A 23,973-nucleotide genomic window follows, 5' to 3' on the forward strand; every position below is an offset into this window, starting at 1 on the left:
TCACCCTCCGTGGAAAAGCCGAAACCCCGGCCCCCACACCGGTGGTGGGCGAGGGCAGGTACGGTTCGTATTCAGTGACAGCAGCACTGCCACAAGGTGCACGGACGAGACGGAGTGGGCACCGGATGCAGCACTACGGGGCACAGCCGCCCGTCCCTCCCTCGGAGCCCGTACCCGGGTATCCGTACGGTCGCCCGCACCGACAACCGGCCCCGCCTCCGCCCCCGCAGCACGGTCACCCCCCGCCGGGCCAGGCGCCGCAGCCCCACTGGGGCGGCCACCCCACCCAGCAGCCGCCGGCACCCCAGGCCCCCGCGCCCCCGGTGCAGAAACCCCCGGTGGAGACCACCGGGCACATCCGGCTCCCTCCCGGCGCCCCCGTGGAGGTGCCGGCTCCGTCCGCCGACCCGGCGCTGGGGGACGCCGCGCACGCGGCGGTCGCGGTGCTGCTGATCGGGCCGGCCGGTGCCGGCAAGACCACCGTGGCCCGCTACTGGGCGGACCAACGGCCGGTGCCCACCGCCCACATCAGCCTGGACGACGTCCGTGAGTGGGTGCGCTCGGGGTTCGCCGACCCCCAGGCCGGCTGGAACGACCACTCCGAGGCCCAGTACCGGCTGGCCCGCCGCACCTGCGGCTTCGCCGCCCGCAACTTCCTCGCCAACAACATCTCCTGCATCATCGACGACGCGGTCTTCCCGGACCGGCCGGCCATCGGGCTGGGCGGCTGGAAGCGGCACGTGGGGCCGGGGCTGCTGCCGGTGGTGCTGCTGCCCGGGCTGGAGATCGTGCTGGAGCGGAACGCCGCGCGCAGCGGCAACCGCCGGCTCAGCGACGAGGAGGTGGCCCGTATCCACGGCCGGATGGCCGGCTGGTACGGCTCGGGGCTGCCGATCATCGACAACTCCCAGCTGGACGTGGTGGCCACCGCCCAGATGCTGAACGACGCGGTGGCCCGCGGACTGGCCAGCCCGCCCAGCTGGTAGCCCAGACGGCCGCCCGTCCGGCCCCTCCCAACCGGCCGAATCGGTCCCGAGTGCCTACAGTCGGGACATGTCCGAGGTGTACCTGAAGCGTCGTGCCCGACTCCGTGAACGAGGCGTCACCAACGGCCCGGAGGCCGCTCTGGTCTGCGGCCCGGCCAACGTCCGCTATCTGACCGGACACGGTGGGGCCGGGGCGGTGTTGCTGCTCGGCCCGGGGGAGCGGGACTCCCTGGTGGTCCCGGCCACCGCGTCCGACCAGCCGTCCACCACCCCCGAGGGGCCGCACCTGGTCCGGGTTCCGGCGGGCCCGGAGCGGCCGGCGGACACCGCGCTGGCCGCCGTCGAACTGGCCGTGCGCCAGGGAGCCGGACGGCTGGCGGTGGAGGAGCACCATCTGACCGTCAGCCGGTACCGGGAGCTGGGCCGGGTGGCCGAGGGGCTCCAACTCGCCGACCTGGGTGCGGTGGTGGAGTCCCAGCGGCTGACCAAGGGTCCCGAGGAGATCGCCGCCCTGCGGATCGCCTCGGAGATCACCGACCAGGCGCTGGGCGAACTGTTGGAGTCCATCCTGGTGGGCCGCACCGAACGGCACCTGGCCCTGGAGCTGGAGCGCCGGTTGGTAGACCACGGTGCCGACGGCCCCGCCTTCCCGACCTCGGTGGCCACCGGCGTCCACTCCGGGGTGCCCGGCCACCGCCCGACCGACCGCCGGGTGGAGGAGGGTGACTTCCTGTCGGTCCGGCTGGGCGCGGAGTACCAGGGGTACCGCTGCCAGATCGGCCGTACCTTCGTGATCGGCAGTGCGCCGGAGGACTGGCAGGTGGAGCTGTACGACCTGGTGTTCGCGGCGCAGCGGGCGGCCCGGGAGGCGTTGGCGCCGGGCGCCCCGTACCAGTCGGTGGACCGCGCGGCACGTCAACTGCTGGAGGGAGCGGGGCTGGGGGACCGCCTGGCGGAGGCCACCGGGCACGGGGTGGGGCTGGAAATCGGGGAGGACCCTCGGCTGGCACCCGGGGGCGTGGGTAAACTGGACGCTTGTGTGCCGGTCACCGTCGAACCGGGAGTCCACCTCCCGGGACGGGGCGGAGTCCGGATCGACGACACGCTCGTCGTCCGCCCCGAGGCGGACGGCGGACCCGAGCTACTCACCATCACGACCAAGGAGCTGCTCGCGCTGTAGCTCGTCCACTCATTCGTGGCAGAGCAGCGGTCCTTGGTTCCGCAGCAGTCTCAGGAGATTCCGCGACCGTGGCCACCACGAACGACCTCAAGAACGGCATGGTGCTCAAGCTCGACGCGGGCCAGCTCTGGTCCGTAGTCGAGTTCCAGCACGTCAAGCCCGGCAAGGGCCCGGCCTTCGTCCGCACCAAGCTCAAGAACGTGCTCTCCGGCAAGATCGTCGACAAGACCTTCAACGCCGGCACCAAGGTCGAGACGGCCAACGTGGACAAGCGCGGTATGCAGTTCTCGTACAAGGACGGCGAGGACTTCGTGTTCATGGACATGGAGACCTACGACCAGATCAACGTCACCCCGGCCACCGTGGGCGACGCCGCCAACTACCTGTTGGAGGGCTTCGAGGCGGTGGTGGCGATGTACGAGGGCCAGGTGCTCTACATCGAACTGCCGGCAGCCGTGGAGCTGACCATCGAGCACACCGAGCCGGGCGTGCAGGGTGACCGCTCCACCGGTGGGTCCAAGCCCGCCCGTCTGGAGACGGGTTACGAGGTCGGGGTGCCGCTGTTCATCACCACCGGCGAGAAGATCAAGGTGGACACCCGCTCCGGCGAGTACCTCGGCCGGGTGAACAGCTAACCGTGGCAGCCCGGAACAAGGCCCGAAAGCGCGCCTTCCAGATCCTCTTCGAGGCCGACCAGCGGGAGGCCCCGGTGGCGACGGTGATGGCCGAGTGGATCCAGCGCGCCCACGCGGGCGACGGCAGGGAGCCCCCCGTCAGCGAATACACCATGCAGTTGGTGGAGGGGTACGCCCAACACGCCCAGCGCATCGACGAGTTGCTGGCCACCTACTCCGTGGACTGGCCGCTGGACCGGATGCCGGACGTGGACCGCAACCTGCTGCGGCTCGGGGCCTACGAGCTGATCTGGGAGGACGACGTCCCGGACGCCGTGGTCATCGACGAGGCCGTGCAGCTGACCCAGGAGTTCTCCACCGACGACTCCCCGCCCTTCGTCAACGGGTTGTTGAGCCGGTTGAAGTCGCTCAAGCCGACCCTGCACCGCGCGTAGTCGGGCCCTTGGGCCCACACGTCGGACGAACACCACGAAGGGGCGGGACACCGCGAAGGTGTCCCGCCCCTTCGCGCGTGTCCTCACGCCGGGGTGGGGTGCGTGCCCGCCCCACGACCGAACCCCGGCCCCGTCAGGGCGGGTTGACGCCCCGACAGGTGCCGGGTTCGGGTGGGTCGGGAGGGGTCAGGCGTCCTCGTGGACCGCCCGCCGGGCGTCCGCGTCCAGCACGCCCCAGCCGATGAGCTGCTCGGTCAGCACCGAGGGGGACTGGTCGTAGATCACCGCGAGGGTGCGCAGGTCGTCCTGGCGGATGGACAGCACCCGGCCGTTGTAGTCGCCGCGCTGGCTCTGGATGGTGGCCGCGTACCGCTGGAGGGGGCCGGCCTTGTCGGCCGGCACGTGGGCCAGTCGCTCCAGGTCGAGGACCAGCTTCGGCGGGGGCTCGGCGGCACCGCCCGGCGTGGTGCCCGGCAGCAGTTCCTGCACCGGTACGCCGTAGAAGTCGGCCAGTTCCGCCAGTCGCTGCACGGTCACGGCGCGGTCACCGCGCTCGTACGAGCCCACCACGACCGCCTTCCAGCGGCCCTGGGACTTCTCCTCGACTCCGTGCAGGGAAAGGCCCTGCTGGGTGCGGATGGCCCGGAGCTTCGCTCCGAGCTGCTTGGCGTATTCGCTGGACATAAGGCTCCCCGGACGAGGTCTTGGTAACTCAGTGTGAGGTTACGCAGCGTAATGTCCGCCGTCAAGCCGAGAGCGGGCACCCCTCGCGTGACCTGGGCGAATGTTGAGGCGAACGGGGATGCTGATACCGTTGGCCGCCGATATGACAGCGGTGCGCCATCAGCTGTGGTATCGACCCCAGACGTCCTTTAAGGCCCGTCCCGTGAGGCGGGGAAGGAGGTCCTCTCCCATGGACAGCACCCACGACACCTTCGACGCGGAAGCACCCCGTCCGGTCCTTGAGGCGCCGGACATCCAACGGGTCCTCACCCGCATCGCCCACGAGATCGTCGAACGCGCCAAGGGCGCCCAGGACGTGGTCCTGCTCGGCATCCCCACCCGTGGCACCCACCTGGCCACCCGCCTCGGCGAGCGGCTCGCCCAGATCACCGGCCGGGACATCCCCACCGGCTCCCTCGACATCACCATGTACCGCGACGACCTGCGGATGCGGCCCGCCCGCACGCTGGCCCGCACGGACATCCCCCCGACCGGGGTGGACGACCGACTGGTGGTGCTCGTGGACGACGTGCTCTTCTCCGGCCGCACCATCCGCGCCGCCCTGGACGCCCTGGGCGACCTGGGCCGCCCCCGAGCCGTACAGCTCGCCGTACTCGTCGACCGGGGCCACCGACAGCTGCCCATCCGGGCGGACTACGTCGGCAAGAACCTCCCCACCTCGTTGCGGGAGACCGTCCGGGTCCAGCTCACCGAGGAGGACGGCCGCGACGGCGTGCTGCTCGGGACCCAGCCGGCCACCGCCTAGCCACCCGCCGCCCGCGAGGGCCACACGACCCTCCCGACCCGGCCCGGCCGCGCCCTCGCCCGGTATGCCCGCAACCGCCCCCTGGAGCCAGCCCGAATGAAGCGTCACCTGACCTCGGCGGCCGACCTCAGCCGCGATGACGCCGTACTGATCCTCGACACCGCCGAGGAGTTGGCGCAGGTCGCCGACCGCCCGGTGAAGAAACTGCCCACCCTGCGCGGGCGGACCATCGTCAACCTGTTCTTCGAGGACTCCACCCGCACCCGGATCTCCTTCGAGGCCGCCGCCAAGAGGCTGTCCGCCGACGTCATCAACTTCTCCGCCAAGGGCTCCTCGGTGACCAAGGGCGAGTCGTTGAAGGACACCGCGCTGACCCTGGAGGCCATGGGCGCCGACGCCGTGGTCATCCGCCACCACGACTCCGGCGCCCCCCACCGGCTGGCCACCTCCGGCTGGATCGGCGGCTCGGTGGTCAACGCCGGGGACGGCACCCACGAGCACCCCACCCAGGCCCTGTTGGACGCCTTCACCCTCCGCCGGCGACTGGTCGGAGAGGTGGGCCGGGACCTGGCCGGCCAGCGGGTCACCCTCGTCGGCGACATCCTGCACAGCCGGGTCGCCCGGTCCAACGTCCACCTGCTGAGCACCCTGGGAGCCGAGGTGACCCTGGTCGCCCCGCCCACCCTGGTGCCGATCGGCGCCGACAGCTGGCCCTGCCGGGTCAGCTACGACCTGGACGAGGTGCTGGGCACGTCGGACGCGGTGATGATGCTGCGGGTCCAGCGGGAGCGGATGAACGCCGCGTACTTCCCCACCGAGCGGGAGTACGCCCGCCGCTACGGCCTGGACGGGGTCCGCATGGCGCGGATGCCCCAGCACGCCGTGGTGATGCACCCCGGCCCGATGAACCGGGGGATGGAGATCACCGCCGAGGTCGCCGACTCCCCCCGCTGCACCGCGGTGGAACAGGTCACCAACGGCGTCAGCATCCGTATGGCCGTGCTGTACCTGCTGCTCAGCGGCAACGAGTCGGCCACCAGCACCCAGGGCACCGCCCGCACCAAGGAGACACAGTGAGCCACAGCGAGAACAGGACCCTGCTGCGCGCGGCCCGGGTGCTGGGCGGCGAACCCCAGGACGTACTGGTCGAGGACGGACGCGTCGCCGCCGTCGGCCAGCGCCTCCCCGACACCGCCACCAGGGGCGCCGAGGTCATCGAGGCCGACGGCCAGGTGCTGCTGCCCGGACTGGTCGACCTGCACACCCACCTGCGCGAACCCGGCCGGGAGGACTCCGAGACGGTACTCACCGGCACCCGTGCCGCCGCCGTCGGCGGCTTCACCGCCGTCCACGCCATGGCCAACACCTTCCCCGTCGCCGACACCGCCGGGGTGGTGGAGCAGGTGTGGCGGCTGGGCCAGGAGTCCGGCTACTGCGACGTCCAGCCGGTCGGCGCGGTCACCGTCGGCCTGGAGGGACGCCAACTCGCCGAGCTGGGCGCCATGTTCGAGTCCGCCGCCGGGGTACGGGTCTTCTCCGACGACGGCAAGTGCGTGGACGACGCGGTGATCATGCGCCGCGCCCTGGAGTACGTGAAGGCCTTCGACGGCGTCATCGCCCAGCACGCCCAGGAACCCCGGCTCACCGAGGGCGCCCAGATGAACGAGGGCGCCGTCTCCGCCGAACTCGGGCTCACCGGCTGGCCGGCCGTGGCCGAGGAGTCGATCATCGCCCGCGACGTCCTGCTGGCCGCCCACGTCGGGTCCCGGGTGCACATCTGCCACCTGTCCACCGCCGGCTCGGTGGAGATCGTCCGCTGGGCCAAGTCCAAGGGCTGGAACGTCACCGCCGAGGTCACCCCGCACCACCTGCTGCTGACCGACGACCTCGTACGCTCCTACGACCCGGTCTACAAGGTGAACCCCCCGCTGCGCACCGAGGCCGACGTGCTCGCGCTGCGCGAGGCGCTGGCCGACGGCACCATCGACTGTGTGGCCACCGACCACGCCCCGCACCCCCACGAGGACAAGGACTGCGAGTGGGGTGCCGCCGCCATGGGGATGGTCGGGCTGGAGACCGCCCTGTCCGTGGTGCAGCACACCATGGTGGACACCGGGCTGCTGGACTGGGCCCAGGTGGCCGACCGGATGTCGCTGCGCCCGGCGCGCATCGGACGGCTGACCGGTCAGGGCCGGCCGGTGGCCGAGGGGGAGCCGGCCAACCTGGTGCTGGTGGACCCCGGTCACCGGGAGGCGGTGGACCCCGCCGGGTTCGCCTCCCGCAGCCGTAACTCCCCGTATCGGGGGCGGGAGTTGCCCGGGCGGGTCACCCACACCCTCCTCCGGGGACGTGCCACCGTGCGGGAGGGGAAGCTGGTATGAGCACCCTTCTCCTCCTCGCGGAGCAGCAGCGGTCCCAGGAGGTCACCGACTGGGCCGCCCGGATCGGCTGGGTGGTCGGGCTGCTGCTGTTCGTGGCCCTGCTGTACTGGCTGATGCGCCAGGGCTGGAAGTGGCGGGCCACCCTCCAGGGCGACCTGCCCCCGCTCGCGCCGGTGCCCGAGGACCCGGGCACCCCCACCCTCCGACTGACCGGCCGGTACCACGGCTCCACCGGCGCCGGACAGTGGCTGGACCGCATCGTCGCCCACGACCTGGGCATCCGCAGCCGGGTCGAACTCGCCCTCACCGAGGAGGGCGTACGCGTGGTCCGCCCCGGTTCGCGGGACTTCCTCATCCCCCGCGACCGTCTGCGCGGCGCCCGGCTGGACACCGGGATCGCCGGCAAGGTGGTCACCGAGGGCGGACTGCTGGTCCTCACCTGGAGCCACGGCGACCGCACCCTCGACTCCGGCTTCCGCTCCGACCGTGCGGCCGAGCACGGGGCGTGGGTCACGGCAGTCGAAGAGATCGCCCGGTCACAGGGCCGGGACGTGAAGGAACCCGCCGGCGACAGCGACGTCGCCACCCCGCACAAGCAGGAAGGCGCGACATGAGCACCGTCACCGGGAGTGCCGCCGCCGGCCGGATCCCCGCCGTACTCGTCCTGGAGGACGGCCGCAGTTTCCACGGCCGGGCCTACGGGGCGGTCGGGGAGACCGTCGGCGAGGCGGTGTTCTCCACCGGGATGACCGGCTACCAGGAGACCCTCACCGACCCCTCGTACCACCGTCAGGTCGTGGTGATGACCGCCCCCCACGTGGGCAACACCGGGGTCAACGACGAGGACCCGGAGTCCGACCGCATCTGGGTCGCCGGCTACGTGGTCCGCGACCCGGCCCGGAGGTCCTCCAACTGGCGCGCGGTACGCGGCCTGGACGAGGAGCTGGCCGCCCAGGGCGTGGTGGGCATCAGCGGGGTCGACACCCGCGCCCTCACCCGCCACCTGCGCGAACGGGGCGCGATGCGGGTGGGCATCTTCTCCGGCGAGGCCCTGGCCGACGAGGCCACCCTGCGGGAGAGGGTGCGGAGCGCCCCCGCGATGAAGGGCGCCGACCTGTGCGGCGAGGTGGCCACCACCGAGCCGTACGTGGTGCCCGCGGTCGGTGAGCGGCGCTTCACGGTGGCCGCCGTGGACCTGGGCATCAAGGGCATGACCCCCCGACGGCTGGCCGAACGGGGCGTCGAGGTGCACGTCCTGCCGGCCGACACCAGCCTGGAGCGGCTGTACCAGGTGGAGCCGGACGGGGTGTTCTTCTCCAACGGGCCCGGGGACCCGGCCACCGCCGACGGTCCGGTGGCCCTGATGCGGGGGGTGCTGGAGAGGCGTACGCCCCTGTTCGGCATCTGTTTCGGCAACCAGATCCTGGGCCGCTCCCTGGGCTTCGGCACCTACAAGCTCAAGTACGGCCACCGGGGCATCAACCAGCCGGTGAAGGACCTGGCCACCGGCCGGGTCGAGGTCACCGCACACAACCACGGGTTCGCCGTGGACGCCCCCGTCGGCCAGATCAGCGACACCCCCTACGGGCGCGCCGAGGTCTCCCATGTGTGCCTCAACGACCAGGTGGTCGAGGGCCTGCGGCTGCTGGACCGGCCGGCGTTCAGCGTCCAGTACCACCCCGAGGCCGCCGCCGGACCCCACGACGCCGCCTACCTGTTCGACCGGTTCGTCGAGCTGATGCGCGACGAGTCCCCGCACCAGCTCTTGGAGGGCCAGCGTGCCTAAGCGCACCGACATCCAGTCCGTCCTGGTCATCGGTTCGGGACCGATCGTCATCGGCCAGGCCGCCGAGTTCGACTACTCCGGCACCCAGGCGTGCCGGGTACTCAAGGCCGAGGGGCTCCGGGTCATCCTGGTCAACTCCAACCCGGCCACCATCATGACCGACCCGGAGATCGCCGACGCCACCTACGTCGAGCCGATCACCCCCGAGTTCGTGGAGCGGATCATCGCCCGGGAGCGGCCGGACGCGCTGCTGCCCACCCTGGGCGGGCAGACCGCGCTGAACGCCGCCATCGCCCTGCACGAGGCCGGCACCCTGGAGCGGTACGGGGTGGAGCTGATCGGCGCCAACGTCGAGGCCATCAACAAGGGCGAGGACCGCGACCAGTTCAAGGAGGTCGTGGAGGCGGTACGGGCCCGGATCGGACACGGCGACTCCGCCCGCTCGGTGATCTGCCACTCCATGGAGGAGGTCCTCGACGGCGTACAGACCCTCGGCGGCACCTACCCGGTGGTGGTTCGCCCCTCCTTCACCATGGGCGGCGCCGGTTCCGGCTTCGCCCACGACGAGGAGGAGCTGCGCCGGATCGCCGGCCAGGGCCTGACCCTGTCGCCCACCACCGAGGTGCTGCTGGAGGAGTCCATCCTCGGGTGGAAGGAGTACGAGCTGGAGCTGATGCGCGACAAGCACGACAACGTCGTGGTCGTCTGCTCCATCGAGAACTTCGACCCCATGGGCGTCCACACCGGGGACTCCATCACCGTCGCCCCCGCGATGACCCTCACCGACCGGGAGTACCAGGTGCTGCGGGACATCGGGATCGCGGTGATCCGCGAGGTCGGGGTGGACACCGGCGGCTGCAACATCCAGTTCGCGGTGAACCCGGCCGACGGCCGGGTGATCGTCATCGAGATGAACCCCCGGGTGTCCCGCTCCTCGGCGCTGGCCTCCAAGGCCACCGGCTTCCCGATCGCCAAGATCGCGGCCAAGCTGGCCGTCGGCTACACCCTGGACGAGATCCCCAACGACATCACCGAGCAGACCCCCGCCTCCTTCGAACCCACCCTCGACTACGTGGTGGTCAAGGCCCCCCGGTTCGCCTTCGAGAAGTTCCCGGCGGCCGACGGCACCCTGACCACCACCATGAAGTCGGTGGGGGAGGCCATGGCGATCGGCCGGAACTTCCCCGAGGCGCTCAACAAGGCGCTGCGCTCCCTGGAGAAGAAGGACAGCCAGTTCGACTTCGCCGGCGACCCCGGCGAACTGGCCCCCCTGCTGGAGGCGGCCGGTCGGCCCACCGACGGCCGGATCAACACCGTGATGGCCGCCATCCGCGCCGGAGCACGCCCCGGGGAGCTGTTCGAGGCCACCCGGATCGACCCCTGGTTCCTGGACCAGCTCTACCTGATCCACGAGGTGGCCCAACAGGTCGCCGAAGCCCCCCAGTTGGGGCCGGAGGTGCTGGCCGAGGCGAAGCGGTACGGCCTGTCCGACGCGCAGATCGCCGACCTGCGCGGGCTGCGGGAGGACGTGGTCCGCGAGGTGCGGCACGCCCTGGGCGTCCGGCCGGTGTTCAAGACGGTGGACACCTGCGCCGCCGAGTTCGCCGCCCGTACCCCGTACTTCTACTCCTCCTACGACGAGGAGACCGAGGTCGCGCCCCGGCAGCGCCCGGCCGTGATCATCCTCGGCTCGGGCCCCAACCGCATCGGCCAGGGCATCGAGTTCGACTACTCCTGCGTGCACGCCTCCTTCGCCCTGCACGACGCCGGCTTCGAGACCGTGATGGTCAACTGCAACCCCGAGACCGTCTCCACCGACTACGACACCTCCGACCGGCTCTACTTCGAACCGCTCACCCTGGAGGACGTCCTGGAGGTGGTGCGCGCCGAGCGGGAGGCCGGACCGGTCGCCGGCGTGGTGGTCCAACTCGGCGGCCAGACCCCACTGGGCCTGGCCCAGGCGCTCAAGGACAACGGGGTACCGATCGTGGGCACCCCGCCCGAGGCCATCCACCTCGCCGAGGAACGCGGCGCCTTCGGACGGGTACTGGCCGAGGCCGGACTGCCCGCCCCCAAGTACGGCACCGCCCACTCCTTCGAGGAGGCCCGGGCCATCGCCGCCGAGATCAACTACCCGGTGATGGTGCGCCCCTCCTACGTCCTGGGCGGACGGGGGATGGAGATCGTCTACGACGAGGCCGCCCTCAGCGCCTACCTGGAACGGCACGCCGGGCTGATCTCCGAACACCCGGTGCTGGTCGACCGCTTCCTGGACGACGCCATAGAGATCGACGTGGACGCCCTCTACGACGGCCACGAGCTGTACCTCGGCGGCGTCATGGAGCACATCGAGGAAGCCGGCATCCACTCCGGCGACTCCGCCTGCGCCCTGCCCCCCATCACCCTGGGCGGGTACGACATCAAGCGGCTGCGCGCCTCCACCGAGGCCATCGCCCGGGGAGTCGGCGTCCGGGGGCTGATCAACATCCAGTTCGCCCTGGGCGGGGACATCCTCTACGTACTGGAGGCCAACCCCCGCGCCTCCCGTACGGTCCCCTTCACCTCCAAGGCCACCGCCGTGCCCCTGGCCAAGGCCGCCGCCCGGATCTCCCTGGGCGCGACCGTGGCCGAACTGCGGGCCGAGGGCATGTTGCCCGCCGAGGGCGACGGGGGCACCCTGCCCCTGGACGCGCCGATCTCCGTCAAGGAGGCGGTGCTGCCCTGGAGCCGGTTCCGCGACGTGCACGGCAGGGGAGTGGACACCGTGCTCGGCCCCGAGATGCGGTCCACCGGCGAGGTGATGGGCATCGACTCGGTGTTCGGCACCGCCTACGCCAAGTCCCAGACCGCCGCCTACGGGGCGCTGCCCACCAAGGGCCGGGCCTTCGTCTCGGTCGCCAACCGGGACAAGCGCTCCCTGGTCTTCCCCGCCCGCGAACTGGTCGCCCTCGGCTTCGAGTTGCTGGCCACCGCAGGTACCGCCGAGGTCCTGCGCCGCAACGGCATCAAGGCCACCGTGGTGCGCAAGCACAGCCAGGGCGAGGGCCCGGCCGGCGAGCGGACCGTGGTCCAGCTCATCCACGACGGCGAGATCGACCTGATCGTGAACACCCCGTACGGCACCGGGGGCCGGCTGGACGGCTACGACATCCGTACCGCCGCCGTCGCCCGCTCCGTGCCCTGCCTGACCACCGTCCAGGCACTGGCCGCCGCCGTGCAGGGCGTCGACGCGGTGACCCGGGGCGAGGTCGGGGTGCGCTCCCTCCAGGAGCACGCCCGTCACCTCACCGCCGCCCGCCAGTCCTGACCCTCGCAAGGGGGCGCCCGCCACGGGCGCCCCCCGAACACCGGGAGCCCGACCTGTACCCCCTGCTGTTCCGTACCGTCTTCGCCCGGATGGACGCCGAACGCGCCCACCACCTGGGCTTCGGCACCCTACGGCTGGCCGCCCGCACCCCGCTGCTGCGCACCGCGGTACGGGCCCGGCTCGCCCCCGAGCTGCCCCAACTCCGCGTACACGCCCTGGGGTTGGACCTGCCCGGCCCCTTCGGTCTGGCCGCCGGCTTCGACAAGAACGCCCGGGGTGTCGACGCCCTCAGCATGGCCGGCTTCGACTTCGTCGAGATCGGCACGGTCACCGGCCAGCCCCAGCCGGGCAACCCCCGGCCCCGGCTGTTCCGGCTCACCGAGGACCGGGCGCTGGTCAACCGGATGGGCTTCAACAACGACGGCTCCACCGCCGTCGCGGCACGACTGGCCCACCGCCGCGCCACCCGCCCCTTCCGACCGGACACCGTGGTGGGCGTCAACATCGGCAAGACCAAGACGGTGCCCGAGGAGGAGGCCGTCGAGGACTACGTCCACTCCACCCGGGCCCTGGCCGGACTGGCCGACTACCTGGTGGTCAACGTCTCCTCCCCCAACACCCCCGGACTGCGGGACCTCCAGGCAGTGGAGCGGCTGCGCCCCCTGCTGTCCGCCGTACGTGCCGCCGCCGACGAGCACACCCGCCGACGGGTGCCCCTGCTGGTGAAGATCGCCCCGGACCTGGCCGAGGAGGACGTCGACCAGGTCGCCGACCTCGCGGTCGCACTCGGGCTGGACGGCATCATCGCCACCAACACCACCACCTCCCGCGAGGGGCTGCGCAGCCACCCCGACCAGGTCACGGCCTGCGGAGCGGGCGGACTGTCCGGCGCCCCCCTGCGGCAGCGCTCCCTGGACGTGCTGCGGCGGCTGCACCGCAGGGTCGGGGACCGGGTCACCCTCGTCGGGGTCGGCGGGGTGGAGACCGCTGACGACGTGTGGGACCGCGTACGGGCCGGGGCCACCCTGGTGCAGGGGTACAGCGCCTTCGCCTACCAGGGCCCCCAGTGGGCCCGCCGTATCCACCGGGGCCTGGCCGCCCGACTGGCCGCCAGCCCCTACGAGACCCTCGCCGAGGCCGTCGGCGCGGACAACCGGAGGACCACCACCTGATGTCACCCGCACCCTTCGGCGCCCGACTGCGCCAGGCCATGGACGCCCGAGGCCCACTGTGCGTGGGCATCGACCCCCACCCCTCGCTGCTCACCTCCTGGGGGCTGACCGACGACGTCAGCGGACTGGAGCGGTTCACCCGCACCACGGTGGAGGCCCTCGCCGACCGGGTGGCGGTGCTCAAACCGCAGTCGGCGTTCTTCGAACGGTTCGGCTCCCGTGGGGTGGCCGTGCTGGAACAGGCGGTGGCCGAGGCACGCGAGGCCGGCGCCCTGGTGCTGATGGACGCCAAGCGTGGGGACATCGGCTCCACCATGGACGCCTACGCCGCCGCCTACCTCGACCCCGACTCCCCCCTGTTCAGCGACGCCCTGACCGTCAGCCCGTACCTGGGGTACGGCTCGCTGGCCCCGGCCGTGCGCCGGGCCCGGGAGTCGGGCGCCGGACTGTTCGTCCTGGCGCTCACCTCCAACCCCGAGGGGGCCGAGGTGCAGCACGCGCGGTGCCCGGACGGCACCTCGCTGGCCGCCACCGTGCTCTCCCACCTCGCCGAGGAGAACGCCGGCGAGGCTCCGTGGGGCTCCTTCGGGGCGGTGGTCGGGGCGACCCTGGGGGACGCCGTCGCCGAGGCCGGCGCCGACCTGCGTATCGGGGGCCCGCTGTTGGCGCCCGGGATCGGTGCCCAGGGGGCGACGCCGGCCGATCTTCCCGGGGTGTTCGGACCCTCCGTGGGGTCGGTGTTGCCGAGCGTCAGCAGGGTGGTGTTGGGCGCGGGCCCGGACGTCGAGGGGCTGCGTCAGGCCGCCGAGCACTTCGTTCAGGAGGTGCGAGAAGCGGTGGCATAGCTTCCGCTCGGGGCCAAATCCAGGATTTTTTGTCAGGGTTTGCCCTAGTCGAGCAAGTCTGACCTGGACTTTTACGTCGTTCTCGCTGACTCAGGCGCGCTTGGCCGCTAGTCTCCGTCGAGAGCACCGCGCAACAGGCGCGTTGTTCGTTGTTCCCGCAGGTGTGGGGCTCACGGGCCGCCGCTCCTGCTCCCAACTGACAGTTCGACATCCGAGGTGACGTAGGCGTGGCTCTTCCGCCCCTTACCCCTGAACAGCGCGCAGCCGCGCTAGAAAAGGCCGCCGCGGCTCGCCGGGAGCGCGCCGAGGTCAAGAACCGGCTGAAGCACTCCGGTGCTTCCCTCCATGACGTGATCAAGCAGGGCCAGGAGAACGATGTCATCGGCAAGATGAAGGTCTCCGCCCTCCTTGAGTCGCTGCCCGGCGTCGGCAAGGTCCGCGCGAAGCAGATCATGGAGCGGCTCGGCATCTCCGAGAGCCGCCGGGTTCGCGGCCTTGGCTCCAACCAGATCGCGGCTCTTGAGCGCGAGTTCGGTGGCGCTTCCGCCTGATCGACAGGCCGGCGCCTGAGGCCCCCCGGGGTCCGCCACCGTGGGCGGTTGGCCAGGTGCCCGCCGGAGTCTGGATAATCACCGCATGAGTGAACGTCCGCGGCTGACCGTGCTCTCCGGCCCCTCAGGGGTCGGTAAGAGCACGGTCGTCGCTCATCTGCGCAAGGTCCACCCCGAGGTCTGGCTCTCCGTCTCGGCCACCACCCGCAAGCCGCGGCCGGGCGAACAGGACGGGGTCCAGTACCACTTCGTGGGCGACGACGAGTTCGACAAGCTGATCGCCAACGGCGAGCTGCTGGAGTGGGCCGAGTTCGCCGGCAACCGCTACGGCACACCCCGTCGGGCGGTGGCCGACCGGCTGGACACCGGCGAACCGGTCCTGCTGGAGATCGACCTCCAGGGCGCCCGGCTGGTCCGGGAGTCCATGCCCGAGGCCCAGCTGGTCTTCCTCGCCCCGCCCAGCTGGGACGAGCTGGTCCGCCGGCTCACCGGCCGGGGTACGGAGTCGCCCGAGGTCATCGAGCAGCGGCTGATGGCCGCCCGTACCGAGCTGGCCGCCGAGCCGGAGTTCGACCACACCCTGGTCAACACCTCGGTCGAGGAGGTCACCGCCGAACTGCTAGCCTTGCTCTGACTCTCCCCCTTCTCCCGCCGCCCTCGGCGTTCGGGAACGCCGGGAGGGCAACCCATCTTCATCCCCTTCGGAAGGCAGAGCGTGTCCTCTTCCATCACCACGCCCGAGGGCATCATCAACCCGCCGATTGATGAGCTGCTTGAGGCCACCGACTCGAAGTACAGCCTGGTGATCTACGCCGCCAAGCGCGCCCGTCAGATCAACGCGTACTACTCGCAGCTCGGAGAGGGCCTGCTGGAGTACGTCGGCCCGCTGGTGGACACCCACGTCCACGAGAAGCCGCTGTCCATCTCGCTGCGCGAGATCAACGCCGGCCTGTTGACCTCCGAGGCCATCGAGGCGCCGCCGCAGTAAGGCACCAGCACATCCAGCGACACCGTCACGGACCCGACAGCGCGACTGCCGGGTCCGTGGTGTGTGAGGCCACTGTGACAGCGGGCGGAGAGGCGGAGCGATGGACCAGCCAAGGGTCGTCCTGGGCGTCAGCGGCGGGATCGCCGCGTACAAGGCGTGCGAACTGCTGCGCCGACTCACCGAGTCCGGCCACCGGGTACGGGTGGTGCCCACCGCCTCCGCGCTGCGCTTCGTCGGCGAACCCACCTGGTCCGCGCTGTCCGGCAACCCCGTAGAGACCGAGGTCTGGAACGACGTCCACCAGGTTCCCCACGTACGGATCGGCCAGGAGGCCGACCTGTTGGTGATCGCCCCCGCCACCGCCGACCTGATGGCCAGGGCGGCGCACGGGCTGGCCGACGACCTGCTCACCAACACCCTGCTCACCGCCCGCTGTCCGGTCGTGATGGCCCCGGCGATGCACACCGAGATGTGGGAGCACCCCGCCACCCGGGAGAACGTCGCCACCCTCCGCCGGCGGGGCACCGTCGTGGTGGAGCCGGCGGTGGGGCGCCTGACCGGAGTGGACACCGGCAAGGGCCGGCTGCCCGACCCCGAGCAGATCTTCCAGCTGTGCCGACGGGTACTGGCCCGGGGGGCCGGCGCGGCCACGGCCGACCTGTCCGGGCGGCACGTGGTGGTCAGCGCCGGCGGCACCAGGGAACCCCTGGACCCGGTGCGCTACCTGGGCAACCGCTCCTCCGGCCTCCAGGGGTACGCCCTGGCCCGGGTCGCGGCGGCCCGGGGAGCACGGGTCACCCTGGTCAGCGCGGCCGTGGGGCTGCCGGACCCGGCGGGTGTGGACGTGGTGCCGGTCGCCACCGCCGAGCAGTTGCGGCAGGCCGTGGTGGAGGCGGCGGCCGAGGCCGACGCGGTGGTGATGGCCGCGGCGGTGGCCGACTTCCGGCCGGCGGTGTACGCGCCGGGGAAGATCAAGAAGACCGACGACCGTGAGCCCGATCCGATCACCCTGGTCCGCAACCCCGACGTGCTGGCCGAGATCGCGGCCAAGCGGGCACGGGCCGGGCAGGTCGTGGTGGGCTTCGCCGCGGAGACCGACGACGTCCTGGCCAACGGCCGCCGCAAGCTGGAGCGCAAGGGCTGCGACCTGCTGGTGGTCAACGAGGTCGGCGAGCACCGTACGTTCGGCTCGACCGACAACGAGGCGGTGGTCCTCGGCGCCGACGGCACCGAACTCCCGGTGCCCCACGGCCCCAAGGAGGACCTCGCCGAGGTGGTGTGGGACCAGGTTCTGGCGCGCTGGTGACCGGTCGGCGGGCTGTCGGGGGGAGGCCGGCGGATGGTGTCAGGCACGGGCGAGCACCCGGAACGACCTGGGCGGTAGGGGTACTCCGCCAGGCCACAACGGTCCCGGCGGTTCCCTGGTAAAAGCCTCACGCTGTGAGACGCCATAGACCGAACACGGGTCGGGATGGATAAACTAAGCCCCGGACCGCCCCAGGGCGCAGCCCCGTAACGGTCCGAACCATGCTCAGACAGCAGCCGCTGCAACCCCAGGGAGCGATGTGTCCCGCCGCCTGTTCACCTCCGAGTCCGTGACCGAGGGTCACCCGGACAAGATCGCTGACCAGATCAGCGACACCATTCTCGACGCTCTCCTCAAGGAGGACCCGCGTTCCCGGGTCGCCGTGGAGACGCTGATCACCACCGGCCTGGTCCATGTGGCCGGCGAGGTCACCACCAAGGCGTACGCCCCGATCGCCTCCCTGGTGCGGAACAAGATCCTCGACATCGGGTACGACTCGTCCAAGAAGGGCTTCGACGGCGCCTCCTGCGGCGTTTCCGAGTCCATCGGCGCGCAGTCCCCGGACATCGCCCAGGGCGTGGACACCGCCTACGAGAGCAGGGTCGAGGGCGCCAGCTCCGAAGAGGACGAGCTGGAGCGGCAGGGCGCCGGCGACCAGGGCCTGATGTTCGGCTACGCCTGCGACGAGACCGCGGAGTACATGCCGCTGCCGATCACCCTGGCGCACCGCCTGGCCCAGCGCCTGTCCGAGGTGCGGAAGAACGGCACCATCCCCTACCTCCGTCCCGACGGCAAGACCCAGGTCACCATCGAGTACGACGGTGACCGCGCGGTCCGTCTGGACACCGTGGTCGTCTCCTCCCAGCATGCCTCCGACATCGACCTGGACTCCCTGCTGGCCCCGGACATCCGCGAGTTCGTGGTGGAGCCGGAGCTGAAGAAGCTGGTCGAGGAGGGCATCGAGCTGGAGATCGACGCCTACCGCCTGCTGGTCAACCCCACCGGGCGCTTCGAGATCGGCGGCCCCATGGGCGACGCCGGCCTCACCGGCCGGAAGATCATCATCGACACCTACGGCGGCATGTCCCGCCACGGTGGCGGTGCCTTCTCCGGCAAGGACCCGTCCAAGGTGGACCGCTCCGCCGCGTACGCCATGCGCTGGGTCGCCAAGAACGTGGTGGCCGCCGGCCTGGCCCGCCGCTGCGAGGTGCAGGTCGCCTACGCCATCGGCAAGGCCGAGCCGGTCGGACTGTTCGTCGAGACCTTCGGCACCGCGAGCATCGAGGTCGACCGGATCGAGAAGGCCATCAGCCAGGTCTTCGACCTCCGCCCGGCCGCCATCATCCGGGACCTGGACCTGCTGCGCCCGATCTACGCCCAGACCGCCGCGTACGGCCACTTCGGCCGGGCGCTGCCGGACTTCACCTGGGAGCGCACCGACCGGGTGGACGCCCTGCGCAAGGCCGCCGGCGTCTGATCCGACCCAAGCCACCCGCACGCCCCTGGTTCCCGGCTGACAGCCGGGAACCAGGGGCGTGGTGTGTTCCGGGGGTGGGCGATGTCGGGGATCTCAGGGGAGAAGGCCGAGGACGCCACGCACCGGTCGGCCGGCAGGGGCTTGGGGCGTGTCGTTCGGATCACTGAGAGGCTCGCGTGCGGTGGCCCCGGGTGTGCCGCACCTCGCCGCGTTGTCACGGTGGGTGGGCCGCCGTGAGCCGCCGTCGCCGAGGCGCTGCGTCGACTCTTCCGGCGCCTCGCTGTGTCGCGGGGCCCACCACACCAGAACGCGGTCACCGATCTCCCAGGATCCCAGCGGCACCCCCGAGCCTCGGGGGCCGCCCTGTGAGTGGGTGGACACGTACCGGGCGGTGACGCTGGAAGCCCACGAACGGTGCGTGGGCTCTGAGCCGTTGCCATCAGCGATGATCAGCACGAACTGGTGACTCTGTGGCGGGACGTGGAGCTCCGGCCGCTACAGGGGAGCGGGGTCACACCTCCTTGTTCTCCTCGCCCCGGTCAGTTGCGAGGGGCTTGCCGCACCGAGAGCGCGTACTGAGCCGGGAGTAGCTGTCTGCGCAGCCGATTCACCCTCCAGGAGCTGCTGGACGAGGGCTGGCGCAGGGACTGGTCGATCAGGCAGCTGGCCGGCTGGTTGCGGGAGTGGGGGACTGACGTGGTGGACATCGGTGCGGCGATCCGCGCCGCCCTGCCCCGGACACCCCGGAAGTGAGACGCCCGGGCGCCCCGTGACGCGCGGCCCGGCATGACGCCCGCCCCGGTGGGCCAGGGGTCACTGACCGTCCGGGGTGTCGTCGGGGTCTGCTATGACTGGCGGAGTGAGCAGCGAGAAGGAGCGGAGCAACCCGCCGGAGGAGCCGGAGGAGGGGGTCGGGGAGCAGCTGGCGCTGATCCGGGAGACGGTGCGGAAGCGCAAGCCCCCTCGCGCCCGCCCGCGTACCTGGCGGGGGGCGGCCCTGGCCGCCGAGCGGCCGGTGGCCCGGGTGCTGGTGGACAAGGGACTGATCCACCTGGACCGCTACTTCGACTACGCGGTGCCCGAGGCCATGGACGCCGAGGCCCAGCCGGGGGTGCGGGTACGTGTCCGGTTCGGTGCCCGGGTGGCGGACGGCCGCCGGGAGGGCGGCGGGCTGCTGAACGGCTTCGTCGTGGAGCGGGTCGCCGAGAGCGACTTCGCCGGCCCCCTGGCACCGCTGGCCCAGGTGCTGTCGCCCGAGCCGGTGCTGTCACCGCAACTGCTGAGGTTGTGCCGTGCGGTGGCCGACCGGTACGCGGGCACCGTGGCCGACGTCGTACAGCTGGCCGTTCCGCCCCGGCGGGCGCGCCCGGAGGGCGAGCCGGTGGCCGAACCGGCGCCGAGCCCGGCCGTACCGGAACCCGGTGGGTGGGCGCGCTACCCCCGGGGGCCGGAGTTCCTCGGCGCGCTGTCCCGGGGGGAGTCGCCCCGGGCGGTGTGGACGGCGTTGCCGGGACCGGGCTGGCCGGACGAGCTGGCCCGGGCGATGGTGGCCGCGCTGTCCTCGGGGCGGGGGGCGCTGACCGTGGTGCCGGACGGTCGGGCCGCGAAACGGATGGACCAGGCGCTGACCTCGCTGCTCGGACCCGGGCGCCACGTGCTGCTGACGGCGGACGCCGGCCCGGAGGAGCGGTACCGCCGCTGGCTGCGGGTACGCCGGGGCACCGTACGCGCGGTGGTGGGCACCCGGGCCGCAATGTTCGCCCCGGTCGCCGAACTGGGGCTGGTGGCCCTGTGGGACGACGGCGACACCAGCCACTCCGAACCGCACGCCCCCCAGCCCCACGCCCGCGAGGTGCTGGCCCAGCGGGCGGTGACCGAGGGGGCCGCCGTGCTGCTGGGCGGGCACTCCCGCACCGTGGAGGCGGCCCGCATGGTGGAGTCGGGGTGGGCCGGGGTACTCGGCGCGGGCCGTGAGGGGGTGCGCCGCCACGCCCCCCTGGTGCGCACCGTGGACGAGACCGAGGAGGCCCGGGACCCGGCGGCGCGGGCGGCACGGTTGCCGAGCCTCGCCTGGCGCACGGTACGGGACGCCCTGGACGTCGGACCGGTGCTGGTGCAGGTCCCCCGCCGGGGGTACGTGCCCCGGCTGGTGTGTGAGCGCTGCCGGCAGCCGGCCCGCTGCTCCACCTGCTCCGGTCCGCTGGAAGTGCTGGGTGAACAGGGGGAGTTGGGCTGCGGTTGGTGCGCGACCACCTGCCCCGGCTGGCACTGTCCGACCTGTGGGGCCGACCGGCTGCGCGGGCAGGTGTTCGGCGCCCGGCGTACCGCCGAGGAACTGGGGCGGGCCTTCCCCTCCGTACCGGTGCGCACCTCGGGGCGGGGCCAGGTGATGGACACGGTGCCCGACCGTCCGGCGCTGGTGATCGCCACACCGGGTGCCGAGCCGGTGCCCGAGGGGCCGGGGTACGCGGCGACGCTGCTGCTGGATGGCTGGTCCCTGCTGGGCCGGCCGGACCTCAGAGCGGGAGAGGAGGCGCTGCGGTGCTGGCTGGCCGCCGCCGCTCTGACCCGCCCCCAGGACGCGGGCGGCTGTGTGGTGGTGATGGCCGAGGGGTCACTGCGACCGGTGCAGGCGCTGGTGCGGTGGGACCCCGAGGGGTTCGCGGACCGCGAGCTGTCGGAGCGTACCCAACTGGGGTTCCCTCCGGTGTCCCGGATGGCGGCGGTCAGCGGCCCCCCGGAGGCGGTCGCCGATCTGCTGGGGCTGGCCGAACTGCCGCCCGAGGCCGAGGTGTTGGGCCCGGTGCCGTTGCCGATGGTGCCGGCGGGCCGGCCACGTCGGCCGGGCGAACCCCCGGTGGGGGAGAGCTGGGAACGGGCGCTGGTACGGGTTCCCCCGGGGTCCGGGGCGGCCCTGGCCGGCGCGCTCAAGCAGGCGCAGGCACTGCGGCTGGCCCGTAGGGAGGGGCCGGCGGTGATGATCCGGGTCGACCCGCTGGACATCGGCTAGGCGCCGCCCGGGCCAGGGCGGGCACCAGCCGGGCGTGGCTCGGGGCGTACCCCGGGTGGGCGGGTCGAGGCGCGGCCCGGGCGCCAACACGACCGAGTCGTACCCGCCGCCGGCGGCGACGGTACGACGCGCTGGAACTCCCCGACGGGCGCTCGCTGTTGACGATGGACGCGCTCACCGGGCACGGGGTGGTGGCACTTCGAGGCGGGCCATGCTGCTGGGCGCTCCGGGGCCCCTGGTGGGCCATCGCGACGATTTGCTGGGCTGCCCGTCGGGGCGCAGGGCGCGAGGTCAGGCCGGGGTCGGGGCCATGGTCGCGTTTTCCGGGGGTGGCCGTGGATGCTTCCGTGGGCGTGGTGGTGGGGGAGAAGTCGTGGGTGGATGCGTGGCCCCGGGTCGCCCTTGGTGGGCCATCGCGAGGAGTTGCTGGACGTGGTCTCCCTGCTGGTGGTGGGCACAGGGGCGCGAGGTCAGGCCGGGGTCGGGGTCACAGTCGCGTTTCTCGGGGGTGGCCGTGGATGCTTCCGTGGGCGTGGTGGTGGGGGAGAGGTCGTGGGTGGACGCGTGGCCCCGGGGCGCCCTCGAACCACGGGAGGTGAGGGCTCGGGGGAGCGCCCTCACCACAGGCGCCCGGCGCCCTTACCGGCGGGAGTGGAACCGGTGGGGGCGCCGGGCGGGGCGTCGCGACTGTGGAGGAGTCAGCCGTGACGGGGGCCCGGAAGGGCCCCGGGGCGAGGGTCGTTGGCCGGCCGTTCGATGCCGTGGGGTACGGCACGGGCGGCCGGTACGGTGGCGGTCGCCTCCCGGGCGGCCCGCTCTCCGGCGGGTGCGGTACGTCGGCTTCCGTACCGTCGGTGCACGGCCTGCTTGGTGACCCCCAGGGCCGAACCGACCGCGTCCCAGGAGAAACCCAGCGAGCGGTCGAACTCCACCGCGGCGGTCACCAGGCTCTCCACACTGTCCCTCAGCTCCTGGGCCAGCCGCACGGTGGGCGCGGGCGCTCTGCCGTAGACCACGAAACCGGTGGTCGTCCCGGTGCGTCGGGGCCGGTAGACGTTGCCCAGCTGCGCGGTGAGGGTACGCAAGGCGTCCACCTGCCGGCGGACCCGCTCGATGTCCCGTACCAGCACATGCAGGCTGGCCCGCGCTTGGGTGTCGTGAGTGACGTGGTCGGCCATGAGGAAGCCTCTCGAACCGGGTGTCTCGGGCCGGGCTGTGGAGCTGCCCGTCTGGTCAATCTCGTTTGACCAACGCGTGAGGGTCCGCCCGAGTCACGGCAGGGGGCGTGCGACGCTGTTTGGCTGGACCCCGTGCGCCCCCGAGGTCCGTGATCGGGAACGTAGACTCCAGGCGACCCCCTCGCGCCGTACCCCACTCCGCGCGGGGCGTCCACCGGCCGGCCGGCGGGGCCCGTCGACCGGCGTCATGTCACCTGTTGTGAGAGGTAGTTGTCCCCCATGCGGCTTGTCTTCGCCGGCACCCCCGAGGTCGCGGTTCCCGCGCTGGACGCCCTGCTGGGCTCGGACCGGCACGAGGTGGTCGCCGTGGTGACCCGCCCGGACGCCCCCGCCGGACGGGGCCGGCGCCTGGTGGCCAGCCCGGTCGCGGAGCGGGCGGAGGAGGCCGGGGTGGAGGTGCTCAAGCCGGCCCACCCCCGGGACGAGGACTTCCAGGCGAGGCTGCGTCAACTCGCCCCCGACTGCTGCCCGGTGGTCGCCTACGGCGCCCTGCTGCCCGCCTCCGCGCTGAGCGTCCCCCGGCACGGCTGGGTCAACCTGCACTTCTCCTTGCTGCCCGCCTGGCGCGGCGCCGCCCCCGTGCAGCACGCGGTACTGGCCGGCGACGAGGTGACCGGGGCGTCCACCTTCCAGATCGAGGAGGGCCTGGACTCCGGCCCGGTCTACGGGGTGGTGACCGAGGAGGTGCGCCCCCGGGACACCAGCGGTGACCTGCTCACCCGTCTCGCCTTCGCCGGCGCCGGACTGCTGGCGGCCACCATGGACGGCATCGACGACGGTTCCCTCAAGGCCGTACCCCAGCCCGACGAGGGCGTGACCCTGGCCCCCAAGCTCACCGTGGAGGACGCCCGGGTCGACTGGGCCACGCCCGCCCTGCGGGTCGACCGGGTGGTGCGGGGCTGCTCGCCCAACCCCGGTGCGTGGACGCTGTTCCGGGGGGAACGGCTGAAGCTGCGGTCGGTCACCCCGGACCCCGAGCACGGCCCCCTGGCCCCGGGGGAACTGTCGGCCGGCAAGAACTCCGTGCACTGCGGCACCGGCTCCCACCCGGTACGGCTGGAGTGGGTGCAGCCCCAGGGCAAGAAGCCGATGCGGGCCGCCGACTGGGCCCGGGGCGTACGCATCGGGAGCGGGGACGTGTTGGGCGGGTAACGGGTCCTCCCGCGCACCTGGCCCGACGGGCGAGGT

At 72.4% G+C, this 23,973-nt stretch carries 22 protein-coding genes; 19 read left to right on the forward strand and 3 right to left on the reverse strand.

Translation table 11 applies throughout. The features are described from left to right. Positions 1–125: 125 nt before the first annotated feature. The 4 genes from ABZT14_RS18090 to nusB all read left to right on the forward strand — a co-directional run bounded on the left by ABZT14_RS18090 (position 126) and on the right by nusB (position 3,235). Positions 126–986: an AAA family ATPase gene (locus ABZT14_RS18090; protein ID WP_356303443.1), complete on the forward strand. Its 861-nt coding sequence runs from the start codon at positions 126–128 to the stop codon at positions 984–986. Positions 987–1,053: 67 nt separating this feature from the next. Continuing rightward, positions 1,054–2,166 (forward strand): aminopeptidase P family protein, encoded by a 1,113-nt coding sequence (locus tag ABZT14_RS18095; protein WP_356303445.1) that lies wholly within the window; start codon positions 1,054–1,056, stop codon positions 2,164–2,166. Between the two features lie 68 nt (positions 2,167–2,234). Beyond that, positions 2,235–2,801: an elongation factor P gene (gene efp, locus ABZT14_RS18100; RefSeq protein ID WP_356303447.1), complete on the forward strand. Its 567-nt coding sequence runs from the start codon at positions 2,235–2,237 to the stop codon at positions 2,799–2,801. A gap of 2 nt (positions 2,802–2,803) precedes the next feature. After that, entirely contained in the window at positions 2,804–3,235 is a 432-nt protein-coding gene (gene nusB, locus ABZT14_RS18105) for a transcription antitermination factor NusB (protein ID WP_356303449.1), read from the forward strand. 186 nt (positions 3,236–3,421) lie between these two features. Here the strand turns inward: nusB and bldD are convergent, their stop codons facing one another. Then, entirely contained in the window at positions 3,422–3,919 is a 498-nt protein-coding gene (bldD, locus tag ABZT14_RS18110) for a transcriptional regulator BldD (protein WP_356303451.1), read from the reverse strand. A 229-nt stretch (positions 3,920–4,148) separates the two neighbouring features. Here bldD and pyrR point away from each other — a divergent pair, with 229 nt between their 5' ends. From pyrR to metK, 13 genes are all read left to right on the forward strand, one after another. Next, entirely contained in the window at positions 4,149–4,724 is a 576-nt protein-coding gene (gene pyrR / locus ABZT14_RS18115) for a bifunctional pyr operon transcriptional regulator/uracil phosphoribosyltransferase PyrR (protein ID WP_356303453.1), read from the forward strand. Between the two features lie 96 nt (positions 4,725–4,820). Next, positions 4,821–5,801, forward strand: coding sequence for an aspartate carbamoyltransferase catalytic subunit (locus ABZT14_RS18120; RefSeq protein ID WP_356303455.1), 981 nt, complete (start codon positions 4,821–4,823; stop codon positions 5,799–5,801). Then, positions 5,798–7,105: a dihydroorotase gene (locus ABZT14_RS18125; RefSeq protein ID WP_356303457.1), complete on the forward strand. Its 1,308-nt coding sequence runs from the start codon at positions 5,798–5,800 to the stop codon at positions 7,103–7,105. Before ABZT14_RS18120 ends, ABZT14_RS18125 begins: the two co-directional genes overlap by 4 nt. Further along, positions 7,102–7,719 (forward strand): hypothetical protein, encoded by a 618-nt coding sequence (locus tag ABZT14_RS18130; RefSeq protein WP_356303460.1) that lies wholly within the window; start codon positions 7,102–7,104, stop codon positions 7,717–7,719. Before ABZT14_RS18125 ends, ABZT14_RS18130 begins: the two co-directional genes overlap by 4 nt. After that, a complete protein-coding gene (gene carA / locus ABZT14_RS18135; RefSeq protein ID WP_356303463.1) occupies positions 7,716–8,891 on the forward strand; it encodes a glutamine-hydrolyzing carbamoyl-phosphate synthase small subunit in 1,176 nt (391 codons plus the stop codon). Before ABZT14_RS18130 ends, carA begins: the two co-directional genes overlap by 4 nt. Next, the gene (gene carB, locus ABZT14_RS18140; protein WP_356303466.1) at positions 8,884–12,198 is read left to right on the forward strand and encodes a carbamoyl-phosphate synthase large subunit; all 3,315 of its coding nucleotides are present in this window, start codon (positions 8,884–8,886) and stop codon (positions 12,196–12,198) included. Before carA ends, carB begins: the two co-directional genes overlap by 8 nt. A gap of 53 nt (positions 12,199–12,251) precedes the next feature. Then, complete coding sequence (locus ABZT14_RS18145; protein ID WP_356304078.1) at positions 12,252–13,370, forward strand: quinone-dependent dihydroorotate dehydrogenase; 1,119 nt, start codon at positions 12,252–12,254, stop codon at positions 13,368–13,370. Then, positions 13,370–14,215, forward strand: coding sequence for an orotidine-5'-phosphate decarboxylase (gene pyrF, locus ABZT14_RS18150; RefSeq protein WP_356303469.1), 846 nt, complete (start codon positions 13,370–13,372; stop codon positions 14,213–14,215). Before ABZT14_RS18145 ends, pyrF begins: the two co-directional genes overlap by 1 nt. Before the next feature lie 227 nt (positions 14,216–14,442). Beyond that, a complete protein-coding gene (locus ABZT14_RS18155) occupies positions 14,443–14,766 on the forward strand; it encodes an integration host factor, actinobacterial type (protein ID WP_237320366.1) in 324 nt (107 codons plus the stop codon). Between the two features lie 85 nt (positions 14,767–14,851). Beyond that, entirely contained in the window at positions 14,852–15,400 is a 549-nt protein-coding gene (gene gmk, locus ABZT14_RS18160; RefSeq protein ID WP_356303473.1) for a guanylate kinase, read from the forward strand. Between the two features lie 81 nt (positions 15,401–15,481). Next, a complete protein-coding gene (gene rpoZ, locus ABZT14_RS18165; RefSeq protein ID WP_027751092.1) occupies positions 15,482–15,754 on the forward strand; it encodes a DNA-directed RNA polymerase subunit omega in 273 nt (90 codons plus the stop codon). 100 nt (positions 15,755–15,854) lie between these two features. After that, the gene (coaBC, locus tag ABZT14_RS18170; protein ID WP_356303476.1) at positions 15,855–17,060 is read left to right on the forward strand and encodes a bifunctional phosphopantothenoylcysteine decarboxylase/phosphopantothenate--cysteine ligase CoaBC; all 1,206 of its coding nucleotides are present in this window, start codon (positions 15,855–15,857) and stop codon (positions 17,058–17,060) included. 259 nt (positions 17,061–17,319) lie between these two features. Continuing rightward, a complete protein-coding gene (metK, locus tag ABZT14_RS18175) occupies positions 17,320–18,537 on the forward strand; it encodes a methionine adenosyltransferase (RefSeq protein ID WP_356303479.1) in 1,218 nt (405 codons plus the stop codon). Between the two features lie 539 nt (positions 18,538–19,076). On the opposite strand, the gene ABZT14_RS18180 is transcribed toward metK, so the two are convergent. Next, the gene (locus ABZT14_RS18180; RefSeq protein WP_356303482.1) at positions 19,077–19,244 is read right to left on the reverse strand and encodes a hypothetical protein; all 168 of its coding nucleotides are present in this window, start codon (positions 19,242–19,244) and stop codon (positions 19,077–19,079) included. A 152-nt stretch (positions 19,245–19,396) separates the two neighbouring features. Here ABZT14_RS18180 and ABZT14_RS18185 point away from each other — a divergent pair, with 152 nt between their 5' ends. Further along, positions 19,397–21,547: a primosomal protein N' gene (locus tag ABZT14_RS18185; protein WP_356303485.1), complete on the forward strand. Its 2,151-nt coding sequence runs from the start codon at positions 19,397–19,399 to the stop codon at positions 21,545–21,547. Between the two features lie 698 nt (positions 21,548–22,245). Here ABZT14_RS18185 and ABZT14_RS18190 read toward each other — a convergent pair. Beyond that, the gene (locus ABZT14_RS18190; RefSeq protein ID WP_356303488.1) at positions 22,246–22,725 is read right to left on the reverse strand and encodes a hypothetical protein; all 480 of its coding nucleotides are present in this window, start codon (positions 22,723–22,725) and stop codon (positions 22,246–22,248) included. Positions 22,726–23,004: 279 nt separating this feature from the next. Between ABZT14_RS18190 and fmt the strand changes: the two genes are divergently transcribed. Then, positions 23,005–23,937, forward strand: a complete 933-nt coding sequence (fmt, locus tag ABZT14_RS18195; RefSeq protein WP_356303490.1) for a methionyl-tRNA formyltransferase — start codon at positions 23,005–23,007, stop codon at positions 23,935–23,937. Positions 23,938–23,973 lie beyond the last annotated feature (36 nt).

Source organism: Streptomyces sp. NPDC005438 (assembly GCF_040606315.1).
Taxonomy (GTDB): Bacteria; Actinomycetota; Actinomycetes; order Streptomycetales; family Streptomycetaceae; genus Streptomyces.

Bases quoted from the DNA above. Each gene is read 5' to 3' on its own strand.
- ABZT14_RS18090 (WP_356303443.1), top strand. From the start codon at position 126: ATGCAGCACTACGGGGCACAGCCGCCCGTCCCTCCCTCGGAGCCCGTA.
- ABZT14_RS18095 (WP_356303445.1), top strand. From the start codon at position 1,054: ATGTCCGAGGTGTACCTGAAGCGTCGTGCCCGACTCCGTGAACGAGGC.
- bldD (WP_356303451.1), bottom strand. From the start codon at position 3,919: ATGTCCAGCGAATACGCCAAGCAGCTCGGAGCGAAGCTCCGGGCCATC.
- pyrR (WP_356303453.1), top strand. From the start codon at position 4,149: ATGGACAGCACCCACGACACCTTCGACGCGGAAGCACCCCGTCCGGTC.
- ABZT14_RS18120 (WP_356303455.1), top strand. From the start codon at position 4,821: ATGAAGCGTCACCTGACCTCGGCGGCCGACCTCAGCCGCGATGACGCC.
- ABZT14_RS18130 (WP_356303460.1), top strand. From the start codon at position 7,102: ATGAGCACCCTTCTCCTCCTCGCGGAGCAGCAGCGGTCCCAGGAGGTC.
- carA (WP_356303463.1), top strand. From the start codon at position 7,716: ATGAGCACCGTCACCGGGAGTGCCGCCGCCGGCCGGATCCCCGCCGTA.
- pyrF (WP_356303469.1), top strand. From the start codon at position 13,370: ATGTCACCCGCACCCTTCGGCGCCCGACTGCGCCAGGCCATGGACGCC.
- gmk (WP_356303473.1), top strand. From the start codon at position 14,852: ATGAGTGAACGTCCGCGGCTGACCGTGCTCTCCGGCCCCTCAGGGGTC.
- coaBC (WP_356303476.1), top strand. From the start codon at position 15,855: ATGGACCAGCCAAGGGTCGTCCTGGGCGTCAGCGGCGGGATCGCCGCG.
- ABZT14_RS18180 (WP_356303482.1), bottom strand. From the start codon at position 19,244: ATGTCCACCACGTCAGTCCCCCACTCCCGCAACCAGCCGGCCAGCTGC.
- ABZT14_RS18190 (WP_356303488.1), bottom strand. From the start codon at position 22,725: ATGGCCGACCACGTCACTCACGACACCCAAGCGCGGGCCAGCCTGCAT.
- fmt (WP_356303490.1), top strand. From the start codon at position 23,005: ATGCGGCTTGTCTTCGCCGGCACCCCCGAGGTCGCGGTTCCCGCGCTG.